Below are 14,389 nucleotides of genomic sequence, written 5' to 3'. Positions count from 1 at the left end.
GCATCCAATGGTTGCTGATTTTTAAACCTCAAAATATTTGCGACAGAACCTTGCGCCGCGGGTCGGTTAAAAAGCATGTGGCGGCGATCCATGTTTCGGGCAAGCTGACGCTGTTGCAACGCAAGCTCAGCAATGTGCTGTTGTTGAATGCCTATGACACGCTGACCACCGGTCAGGCCCATATGATTGATGCACGCACGCTGTGTCTGATGATCGGTTATAATTCCAACGACATGGACACCTTGAAAGCGAGCCTGCGCGGACTGGCGCGCCGATGGATCGCGCAACACGGCGAGGATCACGTTGCGGAGAAAATCGCCTATGTCGGTCAGCAGCGAAATGTGAAGAATCCGGTTGGCTACCTTTCTGCGGCGCTCAAGGACGGGTTCACAACGGAAACGAAACCTGCCGCACCTTCATCGTCACGGGCCAAAGATCTGGAACGGATCCGGGATCTGGTTGCATCGCGCACCCCGACACAACGGGATGCAGACCGGCGCTTGTTTATGTCGCAGATCGAATCGGCCGATGCGCGCGCGGATTTCGAGCGGCACGGTTGGATGTCTGCCCTGAATACAATCTCTATCAAAGCATTCTGGCAGGAAATGGTGCCAGACGCGTTTGAAGAAACTTAAGTACTCGCCGCAAGCAGATTTGGAATGTTTTTGAACGCGGCCTTGCTGGCTGGGCCAAAGCGCCCGAGCAGTTCAAGTTTTACCTGATCGCCGGGGTCGAAACCGGCCATCAGGTGGTTCATCGCCTGAAGCCGCGTCCGCTCCATCCATTCTTTGACAACCGGCACTTTGGACCAGGCTTGTTGGTTCATCATCGCCGGCAACATCTGTGCAATATATTCCGCAGGTGTGTCGTGGAAATTGACGGAATGGGTGCAGGCGGCGCGAATTTCGGGGTCAGGGACCTTTGCTTCAAGCAGGGCAATCAAAGCGGCACCGAACAAAGGTTGAAAAGGTCGGATGAGGTTAAGGTTGATCGTGTTCCCGTCAAATACCGGAGGAAACCCGCCCGTCATGACCACGCCCGCGCTGGCGCTACAGTCGATGAACAAGGTATCTTGCGGAACCGTTACAGCCCCTTCGACAAGGGTCATCCCTCCTTGGGCAACCTGTGTGACATGCCCCTTGCGGATGACGTTTTTAATGCCGGCCAAGGCCGCAGCTTCGGATGACGAACAGACGGCAGCATGAAACCGTGTGGGGGTGACGGATGTGTCGATGCGGTGCCATGTGCCGCTCTGTTCCATCTGGTCACAGAATTGCGAAATATCGGTGACGGTGGCGGCGATTTCCAGTTCTTTGGCGAAGGCGTTGACCGTACTGTCAAAGCGGGCGGGATGGTTCAGTATGCTCTCGCGTTTCAACAACCAATAATCGTTCGGCCGCACCCATGTGATCTGGTCGCTGTGCGCGCCGTTTTCCAACAACCAGATTGCGGCATCCATTCCCGTCTTTCCCGCGCCGATGATCGTATAGGCCTTGTGGCGCGGCGCATAGCGGGGCAGGTCGTTGATGGGGATGCAGGTGGCACCCGCTGCAATCTCGAAACTGGGGGTATGGGTGGCGGGGATCGATCCCGCATCGCCCCAGCGTCCCGCTTCGACAATCTTTTGCGTGACGTCGATTTCGGTGATTTCGCCGGTCAGCAAATGGCGCACGCGCCCTTCGCCAAGATGCTCGGACATGCGCAGATAGGTCACCCGACCCGTCGGCAGATAGGTGTTTTCCATCAGGTCATGAAAATAGTGCAAGATCTCCGATTTCGTCGAAAGCTCGTATTTAGGGTCTGTTATATCCTGATGGGGACCGCGTTCTGCGCCGAGGTGTCGGGAATTGACCCCGTAAAATGATGCCGACTGGTGCAGGCGCACAAAAGGGTAGGCATCATTCCAGTGGCCACCGGGGGCATCGCGACGGTCCACCACGACAACGGTTGCGTCTGTTTCGGCCAAAAGCACGTCAAGAAACGACAGCGCGCTCGCCCCTGCGCCGGAGATAAGATAATCGGTTTTCATGTCGTGCCCTTCGCGAAACTAGTCTTTAAAGACGGCAAGTCCCAACCACTCGGCCACGACGGCAGGTGTCTCTTCGCCCTCGATTTCGATGGTCAGGATATTGGTGCGCAGCAGATCGGTCGCACTGCGGGCTTTCACCTCTTTCAGGGTAAAGCGCCCCCGCAACCGGCTTCCTGCGCGGACCGGCATCAGAAAACGCATTTTGTTCATCCCGTAATTGATGCCCATAACCTGACCGGGCAACATGGCAAAGCAGTCGTAAGCAAACCGGCTGGCAAGCGATAGCGTCAGAAAACCATGCGCGATGGTGCCGCCGAAAGGCGTCTCTGATGCAGCGCGTTTAGGGTCGATGTGAATCCATTGGGTATCTTGGGTGGTTTCGGCAAATTGGTCGATCATTGGCTGATCAACAGTGATCCAGTTGGATACACCGACTTCTTTACCGATGTTCTGTTCGGCGTTGGACAGGGCAGTTTGTAGAGATGACATAAATAACTTCCTTATGAAGGGTCAGCAGCAACGCGCACCATGCGTTTGCCTTTGTTTTCGCCGGCCAAAAGACCGATCAGCGCCTGAGGCGCATTTTCCAAACCGTCTACGATATCTTCGGTCACTTTGATCTGGCCTGTAGCGACCCAATGTTGCATTGCGCGGATACATTTGGCGTCATCATGGGCGAAATCCATTACGATGAATCCTTCCATCTTCAGGCGCTTGACCACGATGATGCCGGGCAAATTACGCGGACCGGCGGGCGCTTCGGTGTCGTATTGGCTGACCGCGCCACAACAAACCACGCGCCCCTTTTCGTTCATGAAATTCAGCGAGGATTCAAGGATCTTGCCCCCAACATTGTCAAAGTAGACATCAACACCATTCGGACACGCGGCGGCGAGCTTTTTGCTCAATCCAGCTTCGCGGTAATCAATGCAGGCGTCAAAACCAAGCGCATCCTCGACCCATTTACACTTTTCAGGCCCACCCGCGATGCCGACAACACGACAGCCAAGTGCCTTGGCAATCTGGCCGACATATCCGCCAACGGAACCGGCAGCCGCTGAAACCAGAACGGTCTCACCAGCCACCGGATTCCCGACAGACAGCAAGCCATGATAGGCGGTTTTGCCGGCAATCCCGTAAACAGACATGAGATGGGAAAGCGTCTCTACTTTGGGCAGTTTCGCCACTTTTCGGGCATCTGCGGTGACATATTCGGACCACGTGGCCTCTGCCGCGACAATGTCCCCGGCTTCGAACAGCGGGCTGTTAGACTCGACCACTTCGCAGATTGCATAGGTCGGCATGGCATCGCCGGCCTGTACGGCAGCGCGATAGGTCGCGCCCTTCATCCATGATCGGTTTGCAGCGTCGATCGACATGAGAATGACACGCAGCAGAACTTCGCCGTCACCAGCTACTGGCATTTGCGTTTCGAGCACGGCGAAATGTGCCTGTGTCAACGCGTCGGTAGGAAGTTCAGCAATGGTGATCTGGCGGTTTTGCATGGGATGTGTCCTATTGGGCTGAAACAGAATGAGGTTTATTATGAACGAGGCACGCCAACACAGGTTTACACCCCCGAAAGGTGCTGCGGATTTGTTGTTGATCCGGCACGGCGAAACGCAAGCGGCGGTGCGAGGTGAAAGTTTCCCCATGGTGGAAGGGCAGGGCGACCCTGCCTTGCGGCCCGAAGGGGAAGCGCAGGCTGTGGCGGTCGGGGAACGCCTGAAAACAGAGCCTATTTCGGCGATTTACGTCACAACGATGCAGCGCACCCATCAGACGGCTGCACCTTTGGCCAAACATTTGGGCGTGGTGCCGCGGGTTGAACGGGATCTGCGCGAGGTTTTTTTGGGTGACTGGGACGGAGGTGAATTCCGGTTCCGCGCTGCCGACAATGACCCCGCGATCAGGCGGGCGCGCGAGCGGCATGAATGGGGCGAATTGCCCAATGCGGAAACTACGGCGCAGTTGCAGACGCGGGTGCGTGCCGGATTGTTGCGGATTGCGCAGGCGCACCCGGACGAACTTGTCGCGGTTGTTGTGCATGGTGGTGTGGTGTCCGCGGCATTGGCCATTGCCACGGGATCGCCCGCATTTGCGTTCAATGGCGCTGACAACGGATCGATCAGCCGCTTGGTCATCCGCGGTGAGCAGATGACCATGCGTGGATTTAATGATGTGTCGCATTTGCGGACCTAGGCCCCACAGTTACGCCATTGTAACCACAACTTTGCCCAGTACCTTGCGGTCTGACAAAAGGTTCAAGGCATCGCCTGCCTGCGCCAACGGATAGCTGGCAGAGATGCGCGGCTTGATCTTGCCTTCGCCGTAAAGGCGGAACAAATCGCCCATGTTTTCCACGTGGTTTTGGGGTTCGCGGGCCGTATGCGCGCCCCAAAAGACGCCGACAATCTGACAGCCTTTCAGCAGGGTCAGGTTCAGCGGGATTTTGGGGATACCGGCGGGAAAGCCGACAACAAGGTAGCGCCCTTTCCATGCCAATGCGCGCACGGCAGGTTCCGCGTAATCGCCGCCGACGGCATCATAAACGACATCAACACCGTCGCCGCCTGCCAGTTTTTTGATCTCGTTCGAGAACTCTTTTTGGGTCGCGCGGTCAGACATTTCGCGCGAATAAATGATGGTTTCATCCGCACCGAGGTCACGACAGAACTGCGCCTTTTCTTCAGAGGAAACAGCCGCAATCACCTTTGCACCCGCAGCTTTGCCAAGCTCGATGGCTGCAACGCCAACACCGCCAGCGGCACCAAGGATCAACAAGGATTCGCCGGGTTGAATCGCGGCGCGGTCTTTCAACGCGTGATGCGAGGTACCGTAGGTCAGCACGAAACACGCCGCCTCTTCGTAAGGCATGCTGTCGGGAATTTTGATTACACGTCCGGCATCTGCAACCACCTGTGTGGCAAACCCGCCAAAGCCGGTCATGCCCAAAACACGGTCGCCAACGTTCAGATGTGTGACACCTTCGCCCAGTGCTTCGACCTCGCCGGCAATTTCACCACCGGGGGCAAAGGGGCGGGGCGGTTTCATCTGGTACATATCGCGGATGATCAATGTATCGGGAAAGTTCACACCCGCTGCATGCACCTTGATGCGCACCTGGTTTTTACCCGGTTCCGGCGTGGGCAAATCTTCCAACACCAAAGTCTCCGGACCGCCGACCTCTTTACTGAGCATCGCTTTCATCGTTTTCTCCCCCCTATGGCTTTGCGCTGAAAGTGGGACGTGGCGTCGTGACTTGTCAATCGCAATTCGGTTCGCCATTCTGCACAGCGGAATGGATGTCCGCAAATTGACGTGACGTCTTTAGGGAGGAATTGAAGAATGACTGTGAACCCGACAGAAGAATTTCGCGCGCAATTGCGAGATTGGCTGCAAGAGAACTGCCCGCAAGAGATGCGGGACGGCGGGCTGGCCGAGAACGCGATATGCTGGGGCGGCAAGAATTGGGTTTTCACCTCTGACGCCCAAAAGCAGTGGCTCGAGCGCTGCGCGGCCAAAGGGTACACAGTCCCGACCTGGCCCGTTGAATACGGCGGTGCGGGTCTGACGCGGGATCAGGAAAAGATTTTTCACGAAGAAATGGGTGCGATCAATGCGCGCTCGCCGTTGCAGTCCTTTGGTATCTGGATGCTTGGACCAGCTTTGTTGCACTTTGGGTCGCACGAACAAAAACTGCATTATCTGCCGCCAATCGCGCGCGGCGAAGTGCGCTGGTGTCAGGGGTATTCAGAACCGGGTGCGGGTTCCGATTTGGCGAACGTCCAAACCAAGGGCGAGGACAAAGGTGATCACTGGTTGGTCAACGGCCAAAAAATCTGGACCTCTTACGCGGATCAGGCCGACTGGATTTTCGCACTGGTGCGCACGGACAAAGATGCACCCAAGCACAAGGGCATCTCATTCCTGCTGTGCGACATGGAACAGGCGGGTGTAGAGACGCGGCCGATCAAGATGATCTCGGGTATTTCCCCATTCTGCGAAACATTCTTTACCGATGCGGTGATTCCGAAAGAACAGATCGTCGGGACCGAGAACCGCGGCTGGGATGTGGCGAAATATCTGCTGACCCACGAGCGCGAGATGATTTCCGGTGGTGGCGCGGGGCTGTCCGGCGGTGGTCGTGCCTTGGGTGCGGTAATTTCGGACACCATGGAAGAGATGGATGCGACTTTGCGGGCTGATGCGATGCGTTGCGAGATTGACGCTCTGTCGATCGGGCTGACGCTGGAGCGGTACAAGGATCAGGCCGAAGCCGGGCAGGGCGCTGGCGATGCGTCTGCGATGCTCAAGTATATGGGTACAGAGCTGAACAAGCAGCGGCACGAGCTGATGATGTCGGCAGGCGGGTCCGATGCGCTTGAGTGGGACGGTCCGTTGGGCAACCGTGCAGGCGACTGGCTGCGCACCAAAGCGAATTCGATTGAAGGCGGCACATCCGAGGTGATGCTGTCGATTGTATCACGACGTGTATTGGGGTTGCCGGCATGAACAAACTTGTACTGACCGAAGAAGAAACAATGCTGGCCGACATGGCGCGCGGGTTTCTCGATGGGGCTGCACCTGTTTCGAAGTTCCGCGAAATGCGGGATGCGGGGCAAACGTTTGATCGTGCTTTGTGGAAAGAAATGGCCGACATGGGCTGGGCCGGTGTGCTGGTGCCTGAGGACGCAGGCGGATCCGATATGGGGTTTGCAGCGGCCAATGTGATTGCGCAGGAAATGGGCAAGACCCTTGCGGTTTCACCGTTTTTATCCAGCGCTGTGATTGCGGCAACGGCGCTTAGACAAGTCTCTGATGCGCGGGCCAGTGACGCATTGGCAAAGATCGCAAGCGGTGAAGCGACCTATGCCTTGGCGGTTGATGAAGGGATCAAGTTTGACCCTGAAGGCACGGCAATGGAAGCCAAGGCGGACGGCAACGGTTTCCGTTTGAACGGCAAAAAGCAATTTGTCGTCGACGGGGCGCTGGCGGATCGCCTTCTGGTTCTGGCGCGTACCGAAAGCGGGCTGACCCTGTTTGATATCCCTGCCGATCGTGCGGGCATTCAGCGCGATGCGTCCAATATGATTGATGCGCGCGATGCGGCACGGATCACTTTTGACGATGTCGAGGCAACGGGCGATGATGTTCTGGGGTCAGTTGATCGCGCGATGGATGTTTTGAAACCTGCATTGCAGGCGGGGCAGGCCGCGTTGGCTGCTGAAATGTCCGGCCTGTCGGCTGGCGCCTTTGCGATGACGGTGGACTATCTGAAGGAACGTAAACAGTTCGGGGTCGAAATCGGCCGCTTTCAGGCGCTGCAACACCGCGCGGCGCATTTGTGGTGCGAAATCGAAGTGACGGCATCGGCGATCCTGAATGCAGGCCGGATGCTCGACAATGATCCCGAAAATGCCGAGCTGGCGGTTTCGCTGGCCAAGGCGCGTGCGACGGATACTGCGAAACTGTCCGTGATCGAAGGTGTGCAAATGCATGGCGGGATCGGCATGACGGATGCATTCGACATGGGCTTTTATATGAAGCGTGCCCGCGTGGGTGCAGAATGGCTGGGGGATTATTCCTATCACGCCGAAAAGATCGCAGCGGCGAGAGGGTTCTAAGATGGATATTCAATCACTATTTCGGTTGGACGGAAAAGTGGCGTTGGTCACCGGCGGTGCCACAGGCATCGGGCGCATGGCTTGCGAGGCATTGGTGCGTGCAGGTGCGACCGTTTTGATGGCCAGCCGCAAGGGCGATGCTTGCGAAGCGGTAGCGGCAGAGCTGAACGCCTTGGGCGCTTCGGGCAAAGCGATCGGTTTTGCCGGTGATGTAGGCAGCGAAGCCGGCGTTGATGCATTGGTTGCCGCCGTCAAGGAACGTACTGATAGGCTTGATATTCTAATGAACAACGCGGGCATCACATGGGGCGCCCCCTTGGGCGACTTCCCCCACAAAGCGTGGGAAAAGGTGATGAATGTGAATGTGGCAGGGATGTTTGATCTGACGCAGAAACTGTTGCCGATGTTGATTGCATCGGGTTCTGTGGATGATCCCGCGCGGGTGATCAATGTGGGATCCGTCATGGGGGAACGGGAAATGGGCGATGGCGCTTACTCCTATTCCATGTCGAAAGCCGCAGTGCATCATATGACGCGGATCCTGGGCAAGGAGCTTGCGGGTAAACACGTCACTGTGAATGCATTGGCACCGGGTCCGTTTGTTTCCAAGATGACAGCCTTCGCGACCCATGACGAAGACACGCGCGAAAAGGTGGGCAAGGATGTGCCGGTCGGGCGCGTCGGTCGGGACGAAGATATCGCAGGCTGTATGTTGTTTCTGTGCGGACGCGGCGGTGCCTATGTGACAGGGGCGATCATTCCGGTGAGCGGTGGTATCAATGTGATGTCAGGGCCGAACATCTTTGAACAGGCGCTGCACTGATGGCGATTTCATTTGAAGGGCGGGTGGCAATTGTCACCGGCGCGGGCACTGGTCTTGGTCGCAGCCACGCTTTGGGTCTTGCCCAGCGGGGGGCCAAGGTCGTTGTGAACGACCTTGGTGTGTCGCGTGATGGCACCGGTTCGTCCTCGCAAGCAGCCGACGCTGTCGTTGCCGAAATCAAAGCGATGGGCGGCGATGCGATGGCGCACGGCTGCGATGTGTCGGATGAGGCTGGCGTTAAAGATATGGTCGCGAAAGCGATGGATGCCTGGGGCCGCGTGGACATTGCCGTCAACAACGCGGGTATTCTGCGCGACAAAACATTCGCCAAGATGGAGATGTCGGATTTCCGCAAAGTCGTGGATGTGCATCTGATCGGTTCCGCCAATGTGGCCCATGCCTGTTGGCCGATCATGCGCGAACAGAAATACGGACGGATCGTGTTTACGGCGTCAGGGTCAGGGCTTTATGGCAACTTTGGCCAGTCGAACTATGGCGCGGCCAAAGCGGCGATGATGGGTCTGATGAACGTGCTGCATATGGAAGGCGCGCGGGACAATATCCGCGTCAACACGCTGGCGCCGACTGCGGCAACACGGATGACAGAGGAATTGCTGCCAGCCGAAGCGGCTGCACTGTTGGCACCTGAAACGATCACGCCCGGTTTGTTGTATCTGGTGAGTGAAGACGCGCCGAGCCGGTTTATTATGGGCGCCGGTGCGGGCAGTTTTGCCCAGACCCGGGTCTACGAGACCCAAGGCATCACGCTGATGGAGGGCGATAACACGCCCGAAACAATTGCCGCGCGATTTGCCGAAATGAATGATCCAGAAGGTCAGGAAGACCTGCAAGACGCGTTCAGCCAGACCAAGAAATATGCACTCAATGCAGCCAAGGCCCGCGGCCTGAAGCTGGATTGGTAATCAGAATTTAAGGAGAAAACACATGCGTGACGCAGTTATCGTTTCCACCGCACGGACCCCGATTGGCAAAGCTTATCGAGGCGCTTTCAACAATACGACACCACAGGAATTGGCGGGCCACGCCATCGCCCACGCGGTCGAACGCGCAGGCGTTGATCCGAGTGCTGTGCAGGACGTGCTTTTGGGTGCGGCTTTGCAGCAGGGTCATTCCGGCGGCAATATCGCGCGCCAAGCAGCGATCCGTGCGGGTCTGCCGGTCACTGTCGCGGGCATGTCGATGGATCGCCAGTGCGCCTCTGGCATGATGGCGATTGCCACGGCGGCCAAGCAGGTTGTCATGGACGGCATGGATGTTGTTGTTGGCGGCGGCGTCGAGAGTATTTCGATGGTGCAAACGCCAGAGATGCGTGTGAAGGCCGACAAATGGCTGATGGAGCACAAGCCCGAGATTTACATGTCGATGCTGGAAACAGCAGAGACAGTCGCGGAACGCTATAACGTCAGCCGCGAGCGTCAGGATGAATATGCGGCACGTTCACAGGAACGCACCCATCTCGCGCAGGAAGCGGGTAAGTTCGATGACGAAATCGTGCCGCTGACCTCAACGATGATGATCCAGGACCGCGAGACCAAGGAAATCTCCTCGCACGAGGTGACGCTGGAAAAAGACGAGGGCAACCGCCCCGGCACATCCGCCGAAAACCTTGCCGGACTGAAGCCGGTGCATAAGGACGGTATCCACATCAAAGAAGGCAAGTTCATCACCGCAGGTAACGCATCGCAGCTGAGCGATGGTGCGTCTGCGTCTGTTGTGATGGAAGCGAAAGCCGCCGAAAAGGCGGGCTTGCAGCCGCTGGGTCGTTATGTCGGTGTAATGGCCGCCGGATGTGAGCCGGACGAGATGGGCATTGGCCCGATCTACGCCGTGCCCGCGTTGCTTAAGGCGCATGGCCTGAAGATGGACGATATCGGTCTGTGGGAGCTGAATGAAGCCTTTGCGGTTCAGGTCATCCAGTCGCGTGATGTCTTGGGCATCCCTGACGAGCTGCTCAACGTAAACGGCGGCGCGATTTCTATTGGTCACCCTTACGGCATGTCCGGTGCGCGCATGGTCGGCCACGCCCTGATCGAAGGCAAACGCCGCGGCGCGAAATACGTTGTCTGCACCATGTGTGTGGGTGGCGGCATGGGTGCTGCGGGCCTGTTCGAGGTTCTGTAACCCTTGAGATTTGCAAACAAGAGGGGCGGTTTCACCCGCCCCCTTACGATCAATATGAACGCATTTGGAGGCTCCATGGCCCGCAACGATTCACATCTTCCCAAGGCGCTGCAAGGGCTGCGCATTCCGCTGATTGCCTCACCTCTGTTTATCATCTCGGTGCCGAAACTGGTGATTGCCCAGTGCAAAGCCGGCATCGTCGGATCGTTTCCGGCGTTGAATGCGCGCGAAGGTGCGGGCGAGCACCCGTTGCTTGACACTTGGCTGACCGAAATCCGCGAAGAGCTGGATCGTCATAACCAAGCGAACCCGGACACCCCTGCGGCACCTTTTGCGGTAAACCAGATTGTGCATCGCTCGAATGAACGTCTTGAGCGTGATCTGGAGATTTGCGTGAAACACGAGGTACCGATCTGGATCACGTCACTGGGCGCGCGCGTCGAGGTGAACGAGGCCGCCCATTCCTGTGGTGGCATTGTAATGCATGACATCATCAACAACCGCTTTGCCAAAAAGGCGATTGAAAAAGGGGCTGACGGTCTGGTGGCTGTGGCGGCGGGTGCCGGTGGCCATGCCGGCCAGCAATCACCCTTCGCTCTGGTCCGCGAAATCCGCGAATGGTTCGACGGGCCGCTTGCCTTGTCGGGATCAATTGCCACAGGTGAATCCCTGCTGGGCGCGCGGGCGATGGGGGCCGATCTGGGCTATACCGGATCACCGTTCATCGCCACAGACGAGGCGAATGCGGATCAGGGATACAAGGATATGATTGTCGATTCAGGTGCGGAAGACATCGTTTATTCGTCCCTGTTCACCGGTGTGTGGGGCAACTACCTGAAAGGATCGGTGACTGCTGCAGGCATGGACCCCGATAATCTGCCGCAGGCGGATGCGTCCTCGATGAACTTCGGGTCGGATCGCGAAAAACCCAAAGCGTGGAAAACCATCTGGGGTTCGGGTCAGGGGATCGGTGCGATCAAATCTGTCGGACCAGCAGGTGCAATTGTCGACCGGATGGCGGATGAATACTTTGTGGCGGGCAAAAAGCTGGCAGCAGAGTTTTCATGAGCGAACTTCTGGTCATTCGCCACGGGCAAGCCTCTTTCGGGCAGGACAACTATGATGTTCTGTCCGATCTGGGGCATAAACAATCCGAGGCTATCGGTGCCCTTTTGCGCGAAACCGGCTGGGTGCCGGACCGACTGGTAACCGGAACGTTAAAGCGCCAGCGCGATACGCTTTCTTCGATGGGATTTGCGCAAGCACCGGAAGAACACGCAGGTTTTAACGAATATGACTTTGGTGACCTGCTGCACGCGCGGTTCAAGGGCGACGTGCCGGATCTGGTCAAAGGAGACCGCAAAACGCATTTTCGTGCGCTGCGCGAAACGGTGTTTGAATGGCAGGATGCGGCATTTGATGGTGCGTCTGAAACCTACGCCGAATTTGCCGCGCGGGTCGAAGCAGCGCGCGCTTTTGCCTGCGACACAAAAGCCAAGCGGGTTCTGGTGATTTCATCCGGGGGTGTCATCGGGCAGATGACCGCAATGGCCCTCGGGGCAGACAAGCGTCACATGATGGAATTGAATTTGCAGGTCAAAAACACCGCCATGTCGCGGTTCATGTTTTCGGGGCCGAAATTCGGTTTGCATGAATTCAACGCGACACCGCATTTTATGACGCCTTCGGGCGCGGACCTGCTAAGCTATAGCTGAGGGAAGAGCATGAGCGTAGATACACAGACTTTGGACGAAGCAGCGGTTGCTGCATATCTCAAGGAGTCCCTGCCGGGGTTCGAGGGGCCGATGACGGTGACCAAGTTTCAAGGTGGGCAAAGTAACCCGACCTTTATGCTGAAAACACCGGCAAAGAATTATGTTTTGCGCCGCAAACCACCGGGGGTTTTGTTGAAATCCGCCCATGCGGTGGATCGTGAATTCCGGGTGCAAAAGGCATTGCAGGGATCGGACGTACCGGTCAGCAAGATGCATCTGCTGTGCGAAGATGACGATGTCATCGGGTCGATGTTTTATATCATGGACCACGTGCCGGGCCGGAACTTTAATGAACCGGCGATGCCCGATCTGACACCTGCGGAGCGTGGCGGTATCACGGACGAGATGAACCGCGTGTTAGCGGCCTTGCATCAGGTTGATATCAACGCGGCCGGCCTAAGTGACTATGGCCCCGAAGGAAATTACTTCGAACGGCAGGTGGCGCGTTGGACCAAGCAATATAAAGCGTCCGAAACCCAGAGCATTCCGGCGATGGACGAATTGATGAACCTGCTGGTCGAAGCACGGCCCGAAGATGACGGGCAACGCACGCTGGTGCATGGGGATTACCGGCTCGACAATATGATCTTTGATGCCGAAACGACGGACTGTCGCGCGGTGCTTGATTGGGAGCTGTCAACGATTGGTCACCCTTTCGCGGATCTGGCAGCGGTCATTATGCAATGGCAATTGCCGGCAGGCGCCGAAGGGCGCGGTATGGGCGGGCTTGACCGCGCGGCGCTGGGATTGCCATCGGATCAGGAATTCATCGCGGCCTATTGCAGACGTCGCGGGCTGAACGGGATCGATAATTTTGGCTACTACCTTGGGTTTTGCTTCTTCCGTATGGCAGGGATCATTCAGGGCGTGTTAAAACGGGCGCTGGACGGGAATGCGTCTAACCCCGAACGGGCAATGAAGGTCGGTGCATTTGTGCCCATCTTCGCCCAACACGGGCTTGATGCGCTGAAGCGGGGATAAGATTGTGGCAGACGAACTTCAGACCGGCGCGGAAGACTTGAAGGACCGTAACTTTGTCACGGCCTTGGCGCGGGGGCTGGAGTTGCTGCGCTGTTTTCGCACGGGTGAAGTCTCTTTGAGCAATTCGGACTTTTCCGAGAGGACAGGTCTTCCCAAGGCGACGATTTTTCGTCTGACCCATACGTTATGTGCATTGGATTATCTGGTGGCAGACACCCGCGCGGGAACCTACCGGTTGAGCGCGGGTGTGCTGCATCTGGGGTTCAGTGTGCTGTCGGCGATAGACATCGGCGAGCGCGCAAAATACGAAATGCGCCAACTGCGCGACGGACCGAATACCTATATCACCGTCGCGCTGGGGGAGCAGCACGATCTGGATGTGATCTATCTGGTCACCTGCAATTCCCGAGAGGGCGTTGCTCTGTCGATCCGTATCGGCACCCGTCTGCCGCTGTTTGATTCAGGTATGGGGCAGGCTATTCTGGTGGGGATGCATGACGATGCCCGCGAGGCGGTATTCGAGATTGCAGGCCGCGAAAGTAAGCAGCGCGAAGCCGACGGCCGCGCACGGTTTGCAGAAGCCAAATCGCATTACGAGGATAAGGGATTTTGCACTGGCTACGGGACATGGCGGTCTGACGTGAACGGGATCGCCGTGCCTGTTTTCTCGCTGGGCGGTGCGCGGGTTTACGGGCTTAACGTGGGGGGGCCATCTTTCCACGTGAAGCCAAAGCAGCTTGAAAATACCTATGCGCCCCGTTTGATAAAAGCGGGCGAAACCCTAAGCATCCGATCCGGCAATGACTCGCTTGGTCAGTAGTTTCGCAGAGCGGAATTAATAAAGTAACATTTGACGATTCTGTTTTTTGGCTTTGGATCATTCCTTGCCAAGTTGAACGCCGAAACTTTGGGCAGTCCTTGGGAGAACTTGGATGCGTTTCCCCAATCCTAGCTCAAAGAGATTTAATAAATTCTGTTATAAAATAAATAGTTAGATCCGTGCCTGAGGGGA

At 57.0% G+C, this 14,389-nt stretch carries 15 protein-coding genes; 11 read left to right on the top strand and 4 right to left on the bottom strand.

The features are described 5' to 3' along the window. Positions 1-77: 77 nt before the first annotated feature. On the top strand, positions 78-635 hold the full coding sequence (locus Z947_RS0100150; protein ID WP_240477485.1) for a RepB family plasmid replication initiator protein: 558 nt from the start codon (positions 78-80) through the stop codon (positions 633-635). On the opposite strand, the gene Z947_RS0100145 is transcribed toward Z947_RS0100150, so the two are convergent. Genes Z947_RS0100145 through Z947_RS0100135 form a run of 3 tightly spaced genes read right to left on the bottom strand, consistent with a single transcriptional unit; the run spans position 632 to position 3,534 of the window. Continuing rightward, complete coding sequence (locus Z947_RS0100145; protein WP_025042299.1) at positions 632-2,029, bottom strand: hypothetical protein; 1,398 nt, start codon at positions 2,027-2,029, stop codon at positions 632-634. The genes Z947_RS0100150 and Z947_RS0100145 overlap by 4 nt on opposite strands. 18 nt (positions 2,030-2,047) lie before the next feature. Then, positions 2,048-2,518 carry a MaoC family dehydratase gene (locus Z947_RS0100140; RefSeq protein ID WP_025042298.1) on the bottom strand — a complete coding sequence of 157 codons (471 nt, stop codon included), beginning with the start codon at positions 2,516-2,518 and terminating at the stop codon, positions 2,048-2,050. Positions 2,519-2,529: 11 nt separating this feature from the next. Then, complete coding sequence (locus tag Z947_RS0100135; protein ID WP_025042297.1) at positions 2,530-3,534, bottom strand: NADP-dependent oxidoreductase; 1,005 nt, start codon at positions 3,532-3,534, stop codon at positions 2,530-2,532. Positions 3,535-3,574: 40 nt separating this feature from the next. Here Z947_RS0100135 and Z947_RS0100130 point away from each other — a divergent pair, with 40 nt between their 5' ends. Next, positions 3,575-4,231 carry a histidine phosphatase family protein gene (locus Z947_RS0100130; protein WP_025042296.1) on the top strand — a complete coding sequence of 219 codons (657 nt, stop codon included), beginning with the start codon at positions 3,575-3,577 and terminating at the stop codon, positions 4,229-4,231. 9 nt (positions 4,232-4,240) lie between these two features. Here the strand turns inward: Z947_RS0100130 and Z947_RS0100125 are convergent, their stop codons facing one another. After that, complete coding sequence (locus tag Z947_RS0100125) at positions 4,241-5,239, bottom strand: NADPH:quinone oxidoreductase family protein (RefSeq protein WP_025042295.1); 999 nt, start codon at positions 5,237-5,239, stop codon at positions 4,241-4,243. Positions 5,240-5,377: 138 nt separating this feature from the next. Between Z947_RS0100125 and Z947_RS0100120 the strand changes: the two genes are divergently transcribed. From Z947_RS0100120 to Z947_RS0100080, 9 genes are all read left to right on the top strand, one after another. Further along, positions 5,378-6,544, top strand: coding sequence for an acyl-CoA dehydrogenase family protein (locus tag Z947_RS0100120; RefSeq protein ID WP_025042294.1), 1,167 nt, complete (start codon positions 5,378-5,380; stop codon positions 6,542-6,544). Beyond that, positions 6,541-7,656: an acyl-CoA dehydrogenase family protein gene (locus Z947_RS0100115; protein ID WP_025042293.1), complete on the top strand. Its 1,116-nt coding sequence runs from the start codon at positions 6,541-6,543 to the stop codon at positions 7,654-7,656. Before Z947_RS0100120 ends, Z947_RS0100115 begins: the two co-directional genes overlap by 4 nt. Before the next feature lies 1 nt (position 7,657). Next, positions 7,658-8,479, top strand: a complete 822-nt coding sequence (locus Z947_RS0100110; protein ID WP_025042292.1) for an SDR family NAD(P)-dependent oxidoreductase — start codon at positions 7,658-7,660, stop codon at positions 8,477-8,479. Next, positions 8,479-9,402: an SDR family NAD(P)-dependent oxidoreductase gene (locus Z947_RS0100105; protein WP_025042291.1), complete on the top strand. Its 924-nt coding sequence runs from the start codon at positions 8,479-8,481 to the stop codon at positions 9,400-9,402. The genes Z947_RS0100110 and Z947_RS0100105 overlap by 1 nt, the downstream gene beginning before the upstream one ends. Before the next feature lie 22 nt (positions 9,403-9,424). Next, the gene (locus Z947_RS0100100) at positions 9,425-10,621 is read left to right on the top strand and encodes an acetyl-CoA C-acyltransferase (RefSeq protein WP_025042290.1); all 1,197 of its coding nucleotides are present in this window, start codon (positions 9,425-9,427) and stop codon (positions 10,619-10,621) included. A gap of 75 nt (positions 10,622-10,696) precedes the next feature. Further along, positions 10,697-11,689 (top strand): NAD(P)H-dependent flavin oxidoreductase, encoded by a 993-nt coding sequence (locus Z947_RS0100095; protein ID WP_025042289.1) that lies wholly within the window; start codon positions 10,697-10,699, stop codon positions 11,687-11,689. After that, positions 11,686-12,336 (top strand): histidine phosphatase family protein, encoded by a 651-nt coding sequence (locus Z947_RS0100090; protein ID WP_025042288.1) that lies wholly within the window; start codon positions 11,686-11,688, stop codon positions 12,334-12,336. Before Z947_RS0100095 ends, Z947_RS0100090 begins: the two co-directional genes overlap by 4 nt. 9 nt (positions 12,337-12,345) lie before the next feature. Beyond that, positions 12,346-13,377: a phosphotransferase family protein gene (locus Z947_RS0100085; RefSeq protein WP_025042287.1), complete on the top strand. Its 1,032-nt coding sequence runs from the start codon at positions 12,346-12,348 to the stop codon at positions 13,375-13,377. A gap of 1 nt (position 13,378) precedes the next feature. Then, the gene (locus Z947_RS0100080; RefSeq protein WP_025042286.1) at positions 13,379-14,197 is read left to right on the top strand and encodes an IclR family transcriptional regulator; all 819 of its coding nucleotides are present in this window, start codon (positions 13,379-13,381) and stop codon (positions 14,195-14,197) included. The last annotated feature ends 192 nt before the right edge of the window (positions 14,198-14,389 follow it).

Source organism: Sulfitobacter geojensis, from assembly GCF_000622325.1.
GTDB lineage: Bacteria > Pseudomonadota > Alphaproteobacteria > Rhodobacterales > Rhodobacteraceae > Sulfitobacter > Sulfitobacter geojensis.
This window is presented reverse-complemented; position numbering and strand designations above follow the sequence as displayed.

Excerpts from the sequence above, each read along its gene's own strand:
- Z947_RS0100145 (WP_025042299.1), bottom strand. The coding sequence starts at position 2,029 with ATGAAAACCGATTATCTTATCTCCGGCGCAGGGGCGAGCGCGCTGTCG.
- Z947_RS0100140 (WP_025042298.1), bottom strand. The coding sequence starts at position 2,518 with ATGTCATCTCTACAAACTGCCCTGTCCAACGCCGAACAGAACATCGGT.
- Z947_RS0100135 (WP_025042297.1), bottom strand. The coding sequence starts at position 3,534 with ATGCAAAACCGCCAGATCACCATTGCTGAACTTCCTACCGACGCGTTG.
- Z947_RS0100130 (WP_025042296.1), top strand. The coding sequence starts at position 3,575 with ATGAACGAGGCACGCCAACACAGGTTTACACCCCCGAAAGGTGCTGCG.
- Z947_RS0100125 (WP_025042295.1), bottom strand. The coding sequence starts at position 5,239 with ATGAAAGCGATGCTCAGTAAAGAGGTCGGCGGTCCGGAGACTTTGGTG.
- Z947_RS0100120 (WP_025042294.1), top strand. The coding sequence starts at position 5,378 with ATGACTGTGAACCCGACAGAAGAATTTCGCGCGCAATTGCGAGATTGG.
- Z947_RS0100115 (WP_025042293.1), top strand. The coding sequence starts at position 6,541 with ATGAACAAACTTGTACTGACCGAAGAAGAAACAATGCTGGCCGACATG.
- Z947_RS0100110 (WP_025042292.1), top strand. The coding sequence starts at position 7,658 with ATGGATATTCAATCACTATTTCGGTTGGACGGAAAAGTGGCGTTGGTC.
- Z947_RS0100105 (WP_025042291.1), top strand. The coding sequence starts at position 8,479 with ATGGCGATTTCATTTGAAGGGCGGGTGGCAATTGTCACCGGCGCGGGC.
- Z947_RS0100100 (WP_025042290.1), top strand. The coding sequence starts at position 9,425 with ATGCGTGACGCAGTTATCGTTTCCACCGCACGGACCCCGATTGGCAAA.
- Z947_RS0100095 (WP_025042289.1), top strand. The coding sequence starts at position 10,697 with ATGGCCCGCAACGATTCACATCTTCCCAAGGCGCTGCAAGGGCTGCGC.
- Z947_RS0100090 (WP_025042288.1), top strand. The coding sequence starts at position 11,686 with ATGAGCGAACTTCTGGTCATTCGCCACGGGCAAGCCTCTTTCGGGCAG.
- Z947_RS0100085 (WP_025042287.1), top strand. The coding sequence starts at position 12,346 with ATGAGCGTAGATACACAGACTTTGGACGAAGCAGCGGTTGCTGCATAT.